The following is a 9,737-nucleotide window of genomic DNA, read 5'->3' as shown; positions in this document are numbered from 1 at the left end:
GCCGGGCTGGGTGATGCGCCGGACTGGGTGATGGGTGATGCGCCGGACTGGGTGATGCGCCCAGCCGTGTGGACGCGCAGGCCGGATGACGTGTCAGCCTTGGCGATGTGCCGGACTGGGACGACGTGCCGCGCTTGGTGATGCGCTGGCCCGGGTGATCGGGCGGCGGGCCGAGTGATCTGCCGAGTTCGGTGATGCGCTGGGCTGAGAACGTGCGTGGTCGGGTGAGGTAGTGGACTGAGGACCTGCGGGGCTGGGTGAGGTGTCGGGCTGAGAGATGTACCGGCCGAGCGATGCTCTGGGCTCGGGGAGATAGCGTGCCGGGCGATGCCCTGGATTGACCGCCGTACCGCCGTCGGGCGCGCGCTGGAGTGCGAGATGCGCCGTCCTGGTGGATGGATTGACCGGCGACATGCCGGGCTAAAGGGGCTGTCACGCCGGGGGGTATCAAGCGCGAGGGAAGCGTGGAGTTTTCGCCGGGAGGCGTTGGGGGTTGAGGCATCGGCGCGGGGGTTTGTCGGACCGTGCGATGTGCGGACCGATGGACGCGGTCTAGTCGGGCCGGTCTCTGACGGATCGAGGGAGGGTTGGACAGCTGGATGCCTCGGGCCGGAGGAGGGCCGGACCGAGGCAACTTGGCGAACCCCGGACTGTGTCGGGGCGAGAGATTGGGGCATGGCGGACAGCAGAAGCTGTTGGCTCGGGTGCGGGTCTGGACTGCGCTGGCTGAGCTGAATCTCGGGCCGAGGACTTCTGGATCGGGTGATGCGGCGGTTGAGATATCGGTTGGTCCGGGGTGTGCGACGTTGCGGGACGTGTCGGGTCCGATGGCTGTCAGGGATTCGGATCGGTTGGACCGGGTGTGTCTGACTGAGTAGAAGGGGGTGGACAGAGAGAGCGGGACCGAGGAGGGGGCGGACCGGCAGATCGGTGGTCCGGGTGACTCAGGCGGCCTGACCGGTGGTTGGCGGACAGGTCGGACAGGGGGCTCGGGCGGTCCGGGGGACTGTCCGCGGGCAGACCGGTCGAGGGTGGACAGCTGGCCGGCATGAGGAGCTGGCCCTCGAGTAGAGCGGACAGGGGTGGTCTGCCAAGGAACTTCGATGCGGTCGGTGGGTTTCGTGCGATGGAGACGGCGGCTGGGCTGAACGTATGAGCCACTCCCCTCGTCCTCGCTCCTCCCCTCTCCTCCCTTCGCCCGTCCGCCTTCTCCTCGTCCGCGCTCTCCTGGCGCGCATTCGCCTCGCCCGCGCTCGCCTTGGGCCCCTCAGCCTGCGCTCGCCTGGCCCTCGCCGGCGTGCGCCTTCTCTCGCAGCAGAGGCGAAGCAGCAGAGGCGAAGCAGCAGAGGCGAAGCGGAGAGGCGAAGCGGAGAGGCGAAGCGGAGAGGCGAAGCGGAGAGGCGAAGCGGAGAGGAAGCGCAAGAGGCGAAGTGGCAAGAGGCGAAGTGGCAGAGAGGAAGCGAGAGTGGGGGCGGAGAGGCTCGTTGGCGGAGCGCGGGTGAGCGTCGGAACCTTGGATCCGGGTGCGCTGGTTTCATGTGAAACATCGCGGAAGGTGTGCGCCTGGCGGAGAAGCACATACGAATTGACCGATTCTCAGCGTGTCGGAGAAGGATTGCCGCGGTTCAACTTCCGTATTGCCTCCGGTACTGGCAAGCTAAGTGTCGTTGAGTGTGAGCGCATTTTCTCGGTGCCCGGCAGCTCGCCGGATGGCTATCGGTCTCGCAACAAGGCGGCGCTCCGCCTACTCGAGCCGCGTGGCGCCGAAGCCACGCCCGGCACGTGTCTGAAGTTCTCGGGGTTAGGAGCCTGTATGTCGAACGGTCCGGCAAAAGTTTCACGGGAAACAACCTCGCGAGTCCCCGGAATGCTGGAGGGCAACGCCTTCGACTCGGAGGACTTCAGCCGCACGCCCTTCGGAAGTATCTCCACTGCGGACACGCCGATCGCGGCGGAAGCGCAGCGAGCGAGTCAGGTCCTGCACCCTGGTTCGATGAACATTCCGAAGCCGCGCGAACAACGCATCATCACCATCGCCAATCAGAAGGGTGGTGTCGGTAAGACCACCACGGCGGTCAACCTCGCCGCCGCGCTCGCGCTGCAGGGGATGACCGTTCTCGTAATCGATCTCGATCCGCAGGGTAATGCCAGCACCGCCCTCGGCGTCGATCATCACTCCGGTATTCCGTCGAGCTACGAACTCCTCATCGGGGAGATCCCCGTCCAGGATGCGATCCAGCAGAGTCCGCACAACGAGCGCCTGTTGTGCATCCCGGCCACGATCGACCTGGCAGGCGCCGAGATCGAACTGGTCTCCATGGTCGCCCGGGAAGGCCGCCTCAAGACCGCGATTCAAGAAGCGAATCTGGCCGGGTACGAGATCGACTACGTGATGATCGACTGCCCGCCCTCACTCGGTCTGCTGACGGTCAACGCGATGGTGGCCGCGAAAGAGGTCCTCATCCCGATCCAGTGCGAGTACTACGCGCTGGAAGGTGTGGGACAGCTGCTGCGCAATATCGGCCTGGTCCAGTCGCATCTCAATCCGGAACTGCACGTCTCGACGGTGGTCCTCACAATGTATGACGGCCGTACCAAACTGGCCGATCAGGTCGCCGAGGAGGTCCGCGGACACTTCGGTGATGTGGTTCTGCGATCGGTCATTCCACGCAGTGTGAAGGTCTCCGAGGCACCGGGCTACGGTATGACGGTTCTCGATTACGACCCCGGTTCTCGTGGCGCCATGAGCTACCTGGATGCCGGTCGGGAAATGGCGGCTCGCGCCGTCGGTGCGACGTATGCGCCGGATCCGGTTGCGGCAACGCCGGTTACCGAGGGCGGCGATGTGAATGAGGAAAGGGGCCGATAAGCCGATGAGTCAGGCGAAGAAGGGTGGATTAGGGCGCGGGCTGGCCGCGCTGATCCCGACCGGTCCCGCCGAGGTGCAGGGACTCGGGAGTGCCGCGGCGAACGCCGTCATCGGCCTCGATCCGATCGGACCGCATCCTGCGGAGGCGTATCTGCACCGGGTCCCCGATCCGGCTGCCGACACCGATGCCGGAGCGGTCTACCGCGAGATCCCGGCCGAGGAGATTCAGCCCAATCCCAAACAGCCGCGTCAGGTTTTCGAACAGGACGCGCTCGATGAGCTGATCCACTCGATCCGCGAATTCGGCCTGATGCAACCGATCGTGGTGCGCGCGCTGAGCGGGACCGCCACGACCGATAACGGCTCCCCCGCCCGCTATCAGATCGTCATGGGTGAGCGTCGCTGGCGTGCCTGCCAGGACGCGGGACTGGCGACGATTCCGGCGATCGTTCGGGAAACCACCGACGATGCCATGCTGCGTGACGCGTTGCTGGAGAACATCCACCGCGTGCAGCTCAATCCTCTGGAAGAGGCAGCCGCCTATCAGCAGCTGCTCGAGGAATTCGACGTCACCCACGAGGAACTGGCGAATCGGATCGGCCGATCCCGACCGGTCGTCACCAATATGATCCGTCTGCTCAAGCTGCCGATCCCGGTGCAGCGGCGGGTTGCGGCCGGGGTTCTGTCGGCGGGTCATGCCCGTGCACTGCTGGGGCTGGACGCCGGCGCCGAGGCCCAGGAGAAGTTGGCGGAACGGATCGTCGCGGAAGGGCTTTCGGTCCGGGCGACCGAAGAGGCGGTGACGCTGGCGAACCGGTATCCGGAACAGGAGCGCAAGCCCGCCCCCGAGCGCAAGCCCGTCTATGCCCCGGGTCTGGATCGTCTGGCCGAGCGCCTGGCCGATTCGTTCGATACCCGCGTCACCGTGAGCATGGGTAAGAAGAAGGGCAAGATCACCGTCGAGTTCGGTGATTTGGCCGATCTCGAGCGCATCGTCACACTGATGGAAAAACAGCAGTAGTCCTGACACCGTAAACATACGGGCGAAAACCATGAGCACCCGATGACTATATTGCCTTTGCGCCGAAACGTCACTGTGACGGCGTATGCCATCGAGCGCAGCGACGGAAATGAGGCGGTTCGTGTTGATCGCTTATTCTTGCTGGCGAGAAGATATTGATGCCACGTGAGCGTGGATGAATCCGACAGCTGGAGGCTGAGCAGAGCGGTGTCGACGAGCGTGACCGCACTGAGCCTCGGCGGGCTCGACAAGCTTCCGACACACGCACGCCGATGCGTGTTCTGGGAGATCGACCCCGCCGTGGCCGAAGACTCTCGCGAATTCAGCGATCCGGTCTTCGAGAAGGAAGCATGGCTGTCCACGGTCATGCTCGAATGGGGTTCGTGCGGACAGGTCGCGCTCGTCGACGGCCAGCCCGCCGGCTGCGCGCTGTACTCACCGCCGAGCGTGGTGCCGCGGGCGGGCCTGTTCCCCACCTCACCGGTGAGCCCGGACGCGGTCCTGCTGACCACGCTGCGCGCCGAATTCCCCTATCAGGACACCAGTGTCGCACATCGGCTGATGCAGGCCGTGGTGGCCGATCTGATGCGTCGAGGTGTTCGCGCGATCGAGGCGTTCGGTATCCGTCAGGATCCGGCCGCCACGATGCTGCCCACCCGCTCGATCAGTTCGATGTTTCTGATGGAACGGATCGATACTCCCGGCACCGGAATCCCTTCGGCCGGAACGCCCTCGGCCTCCCGTGCCAACGGTGCCTGCTCCCCCGAGGGCTGCATGATCGACGCCGAGTTCCTCGAGGATGTCGGATTCTCGGTCGTCGCCCCACACCAGCGCTTCCCCCGCCTGCGCCTCGAACTCGACAGCGACCACCTCTGGAAAGAGGACGTCGAACGCGCCCTCGACCAGCTCCTGGCCGCCGCGGCAGCAAGCACCACCCCGACCCGAGTCGGCTGCCGATAATCGGACGCCCTGGACACGTATGGCCACAAAGCGGTACGTGTCCGGCGGCCGACTCCATCCCGCGCAGCCGGGGACTCACCCAAGTCGCGTAGAGCCGGGTGACCTAATTGGAATCTGCTGCGGCCAGCTCTTCCGCGAGGAGTTCGGCGAAGGTGTATGTGCCGGTGGGCTGGTCGTCCTGGCCCAGGAGGTACAAGCGCTTCACCGAGATGAGGATCGCCTCGGCGATCACATCGCGCATCCGCGGGTTGGTAAGCACCGATGCGTCGTAATCGTTTGTGAGATAGCCGATGTCGACCTGAACGGTCGGCATCTTGGTCAGGCGCAGCAGATCCCAGGTGCGTGAATGGGTGCGGCAGTCCTGCAGTGATGTGCGAGCGACGATTTCGCGCTGGATGAATCCGGCCAGTACCTGACCGATCATCGATACCGAACCGTGCGAATTGCCGAAGTGGAAGCTGGCGACGCCGCTGGCCAGGGTGCTGGGGTTGGTCGCGCAACGCAGCGAGATCATCAGATCCGCGTCGAAGGTGTTGGAGATCTCCGCGCGTTCGGCATCGGTCGGATTCGCTCCCCACGGCCGGGACAGGAACGTCTCCATGCCGGTTGCGGCCATCCGGCCCTCGAGCCGACTCGCCAGATCCCACAGGATCTCCGACTCGTAGACGTCGCCGAATTCGGTTGGCACGGTGACGCCCTTGTCGGGACCGCCCATCCCCGGGTCGATGACGATCCGCTTACCGGTCAGCTGCGGCCCGGCCCGGTGCACGACCTCTTCCTCCGCGATCCGGTGCGGATTGCCACCGGTGACGCGGGCGCCCAACAGATCCAGCGAACGCAGCGTGTCCGGACCGCAGATGCCGTCCGCGGACAGGCCGATCTCGCGCTGGAACGCGGTCAGCGCATCGTGCGTCTGCGGGCCGAAGTAGCCGTCGACACGATGTACGTAGAAGCCCAGATCCTGCAGACGACGCTGCAGCGTGGCCACATCATCGCCGTACAGCGGGGCGGAGAGCTGATAGATCAGGGTGCGCGCACCGAGGCGGTAGGACGCCTCCTTGAGTGCGCGATAGGTGGCCGGACCCACGACGCCGTCGACGAGCAGTCCGCGGTGCTGCTGGAACGCGCGCACAGCGGAATCGAGATCGTGATCGAAGACGCCGTCCGTCTCTTTCCAGAACTCACCATGGCCGTCGGAACGGTCTGCTCCGTGCGGATGCATGTGGAGGAAACCGAGACTTGCGAGGGTGCTCCGAACCTCTGTTACGGCTGGACCGGTATCGCCGTGACGAAGTCGGTGCATGCGTGAGAGCCCTTTCCTTCCGCCAACCCGGGTACCCATTTCTGGGACCGTCCACTCCCGAAGCTCTTTCGGGGGTGTGCCAGGGCGCGATCCCCGCGGGGCACACGTCCGGAACGTCGGTCGATTGTCTCAGACCCGGACCGAATTTCTGCAATTCTGGCGAGTGCAGAGGATCCTACCCCGGAGTTGGCGCGTCTTTGCGTAACCACGGAGTCTCGCTGGCCGTGCGAAAAGCACACGCGCCCAGCGGACGGCGACGAAATACTAACCCGTGCCGCCGCCGCTGTGAGGCGAATGCTTGTCAGATGACGCCGTCGAGCTCGCGCAGCAGCGCGGCCTTGCCCTTGGCGCCGGTGATCCGCTTGGTCTCCTTACCCTCGGAGAACAGGATCATCGTGGGCAGCGCCATGACTCCGTAGTCCCGCGAGGTGGTCGGGTTGGCGTCGGCGTCGATCTTGGCGATGGTCAGCTTGTCGCTGTGCGTGGCCGCGATCTCCTCCAGCACCGGGGCGACCATCTTGCACGGGCCGCACCAGTCCGCCCAGAAGTCGACGAGTACAGGCTTGTCGCTACCCAGTACATCCTGGGCGAAGGTGGCGTCGGTGACGGTCTTCGTGGCATCGGACATCGTGTTGAACTCCTCGAGCGGTGGATCAGTTGGCGGAGACTTCGACCGGCTTGTCGGCGTTGTCGAGCGTGTTGCTGGTGATATCGCCCTGTTCGGCGAGCCAGCGCTCGGCGTCGATCGCCGCGCGGCAGCCGGTGCCGGCCGCGGTGATGGCCTGCCGGTAGGTGTGGTCGACCAGATCGCCCGCGGCGAACACGCCGGGCAGCGAGGTGTAGGTGTTCGGGTCGTTGACCTGCACATAGCCCTCGGAGTCGAGATCGACCTGGCCGCGGACCAATTCGCTGCGCGGGTCGTGGCCGATCGCGACGAACAGGCCGGTCGCGGCGAGTTCGGAGGTCTCACCGGTGCGCGTGTCGCGCAGGGTCAGGCTGGTGACGCTGTTCTCCCCGTTCACCTGTGCCACTTCGGAGTTCAGCACGAAACGGATCTTCTCGTTCGCGCGGGCGCGCTCGAGCATGATGCGGGAGGCGCGGAACTCCTCGCGGCGGTGCACGATCGTGACGCTCGAGGCGAATTTCGTGAGGAAGATCGCTTCCTCCATGGCCGAGTCGCCGCCGCCGACCACGACGATGTCCTGGCCCTTGAAGAAGAAGCCGTCACAGGTGGCACAGGCGCTCACGCCGCGGCCGAGCAACTGCTGCTCACCCGGAACGTCGAGGTAGCGGGCCGCCGAGCCCATGGCCAGGATGACCGCGTAGGCCTGATAGGTCTCATCGCCGACGGTGACCTTCTTGATCGGGCCGGACAGGTCCAGCGCGTCGACGTCCTCGGTGCGAATGTCCGCGCCGAAACGCTTGGCCTGCTCGCGCATCTCGTCCATGAGGTCGGGGCCCATGATGCCCTCGCGGAAGCCGGGGAAGTTCTCCACCTCGGTCGTTGTCATCAGCGCGCCGCCGAACTGGGTGCCCTCGAACAGCAATGGTTCGAGCTCGGCGCGCGCGGCGTAGACCGCGGCGGTATAGCCGGCGGGGCCGGAGCCGACGATGATCAGGTCGCGAACTTGCGTACTCATGAGGCCCTTCCGAGGAAAGTTTCAACAGGCGTGTCGGTCAACAACAGGGTAAACGCTGTTGTTCCCGCCCCCGAACGGCCAGCGCACGGGGTGTGAGCCGGACCGCATCGCGCGGTGGCCGACCGATACCGCTCAGCCGATGTCCTGGGTCACCAACACGTGCGGATTGCCCGGACCGCAATCCCGGCCGACGATGAGCGCGGTGATCTTGGGCGAATTCGGGCCGGTGAGCAGGATCAGCACCGCGGGCTCACCGTGGTAGGTGGCGTTCATCGCGCCGAGTATCGACCGGTCCAGACCAGCCGCGCTGACGCAGCCGACCAGGGCCGTGTGATCGGCGAGCGGACCGCTCAGATCCCGGCGGCCCATGGCGCCGAGCAACTGGGAGACCGGGAGATCGTCGGAGATCTGGACGTTGTCGCCGGACTGCTGGGTGGGCAGCGCGGTCGGCGGGCTCTGCTGGCTCCGCAGGGCATCCACCGTGATCAGAGATCCGGCCACGACGACCACGGCGGCGGCCGCCGCGGCGAGCCAGCGCCAGCGTCGCCGGTCGGCGCGCAGGGGTATCGGCTCGCTGTCGGCGGGCGTGCTGTCGGCGTCGGGGTGCTCGGGGTCCACGACCGGCAGGGGGTGCGTTCTCGGTAGCTCCTGGGCCGGACGGGCCACGGGCAGGCGATGCACAGTGGCGACGTGTTCGGCCGGTTCGGGATCCGGTGCGGCCGGATCGGCGGCTACCGCGGCGTTACCGCAGGAGAGCTGGTCCAGGAGTGCGTCCATCCGCGCCGTGACCTGGGTGGGCATCGGATGCAGAATCGCGGACTCCTGGCCCAGACTCCGCAATTCCGTGGTGACGTCGTCGAGTGAGCGGAGGAATCGCAGGGCTTCCGGATCGCGCCGGACCTGCGGCCAGAGCTGTTCGGAGAGATCGGGGGCGACATTGTCGGCGTGCAGATCGGCCAGGAGATCGGTGGAGAAGGGAGGTTGCGGAGCCGAGCGTGCCGCCATCGAACCTCCTGGGTCGTCCGAATCGCTCACCCCGGGTCGGCGCCGATGCTCGGCGGCTTCGCCCTTGTCATCCATCGCCTCTCCGGGGTGGGCCGTGTGAAAAAGTTGGTACTCGCCGCCCCGTCCCGGACGGAGCCTGCCAGTATGACGGAATTTGTCCGTCATTAAGTAATGACGCATCTCGACTACATCCGGTTCCCGGGATTCCGCAGGAATTCCAACTCCTGTTGGAGTCGCTTGCGGCCGCGCGCGCACCGGCTCTTGATCGTCCCCTCGGCGACGCTCAGCAACTGCGCCGCTTCCGCCACGCTATACCCTTCCATATCGATCGCCACCAGCGCCGCGCGCTGATCGTCGGGCAGCCGCATCAGCGCGCTGTCGACCAGCATCGATACCTCGAGCCGGGCGATGTCGTCGCGTTCCACGACGGGCTCGGCGACGCTCTCGTCGGACAGCGATACGCTGTAACGGGACTTGTTGCGCCGCATGCGATCCAGGCAGGCGTTGAGCACGATCCGATGCAGCCAGCTGCGCACTTCGGCGTCGCCGCGGAATCGTGCGGCATTGCGGTGCGCGGACCACAGGGCATCCTGCAGCGAATCCGCCGCATCCTCCTGGATCCGGCAGGTGCGCACGGCCAGTTGCCACAGGTGGTTGTAGTGGCGGCGGAACAGCACGCCGAATGCGTCGCGATCACCCGCGACATGGGCATCGAGGAGTTCGACATCGGTGGCCGTGGCCGGATCGATCGGGCGTCTGCCTACAGCGGACGCCTCGGACGTCCCCCCGCTGGATCGCTCGATCGCTTCAAACGGCAACACATACCCCTTGGCACAGCGCTCTCGACAGCACGATGCCCTGTATCGAACATCTGCCCATACCGCTCGTCCAGGACCGCGGCGTCAGATCCCGGGAAGCTCCCCTGCTGAGAGCGCGCTG

8 protein-coding genes are annotated in these 9,737 nt (G+C 65.9%); 3 read left to right on the top strand and 5 right to left on the bottom strand.

Annotated elements, in window-relative coordinates; genetic code table 11:
* The first annotated feature begins 1,867 nt into the window (after positions 1–1,867).
* The 3 genes from ON40_RS34370 (at position 1,868) to ON40_RS34360 (ending at position 4,850) form a co-directional block, all read left to right on the top strand.
* Positions 1,868–2,869 (top strand): ParA family protein, encoded by a 1,002-nt coding sequence (locus ON40_RS34370; protein ID WP_051193974.1) that lies wholly within the window; start codon positions 1,868–1,870, stop codon positions 2,867–2,869.
* A 4-nt stretch (positions 2,870–2,873) separates the two neighbouring features.
* Entirely contained in the window at positions 2,874–3,890 is a 1,017-nt protein-coding gene (locus tag ON40_RS34365) for a ParB/RepB/Spo0J family partition protein (RefSeq protein ID WP_040829276.1), read from the top strand.
* 207 nt (positions 3,891–4,097) lie between these two features.
* A complete protein-coding gene (locus ON40_RS34360; RefSeq protein WP_040829275.1) occupies positions 4,098–4,850 on the top strand; it encodes a GNAT family N-acetyltransferase in 753 nt (250 codons plus the stop codon).
* A gap of 103 nt (positions 4,851–4,953) precedes the next feature.
* On the opposite strand, the gene ON40_RS34355 is transcribed toward ON40_RS34360, so the two are convergent.
* From ON40_RS34355 to sigM, 5 genes are all read right to left on the bottom strand, one after another.
* The gene (locus tag ON40_RS34355; RefSeq protein WP_040829274.1) at positions 4,954–6,153 is read right to left on the bottom strand and encodes an N-acetylmuramoyl-L-alanine amidase; all 1,200 of its coding nucleotides are present in this window, start codon (positions 6,151–6,153) and stop codon (positions 4,954–4,956) included.
* A 301-nt stretch (positions 6,154–6,454) separates the two neighbouring features.
* Positions 6,455–6,781: a thioredoxin gene (trxA, locus tag ON40_RS34350; RefSeq protein WP_040829273.1), complete on the bottom strand. Its 327-nt coding sequence runs from the start codon at positions 6,779–6,781 to the stop codon at positions 6,455–6,457.
* Between the two features lie 25 nt (positions 6,782–6,806).
* Positions 6,807–7,793 (bottom strand): thioredoxin-disulfide reductase, encoded by a 987-nt coding sequence (gene trxB / locus ON40_RS34345; protein WP_040829272.1) that lies wholly within the window; start codon positions 7,791–7,793, stop codon positions 6,807–6,809.
* Positions 7,794–7,925: 132 nt separating this feature from the next.
* The gene (locus ON40_RS48565) at positions 7,926–8,798 is read right to left on the bottom strand and encodes an RsmA family anti-sigma factor (protein WP_157186580.1); all 873 of its coding nucleotides are present in this window, start codon (positions 8,796–8,798) and stop codon (positions 7,926–7,928) included.
* Between the two features lie 185 nt (positions 8,799–8,983).
* On the bottom strand, positions 8,984–9,547 hold the full coding sequence (gene sigM / locus ON40_RS34330) for an RNA polymerase sigma factor SigM (protein WP_040829411.1): 564 nt from the start codon (positions 9,545–9,547) through the stop codon (positions 8,984–8,986).
* Between the last annotated feature and the right edge of the window lie 190 nt (positions 9,548–9,737).

This window comes from Nocardia jiangxiensis NBRC 101359 (genome assembly GCF_000308615.1).
GTDB classification, from domain to species: Bacteria; Actinomycetota; Actinomycetes; order Mycobacteriales; family Mycobacteriaceae; genus Nocardia; species Nocardia jiangxiensis.
Note: the sequence above shows the minus strand (reverse complement) of the source record. Positions and strands in the feature narration are given on the sequence as shown.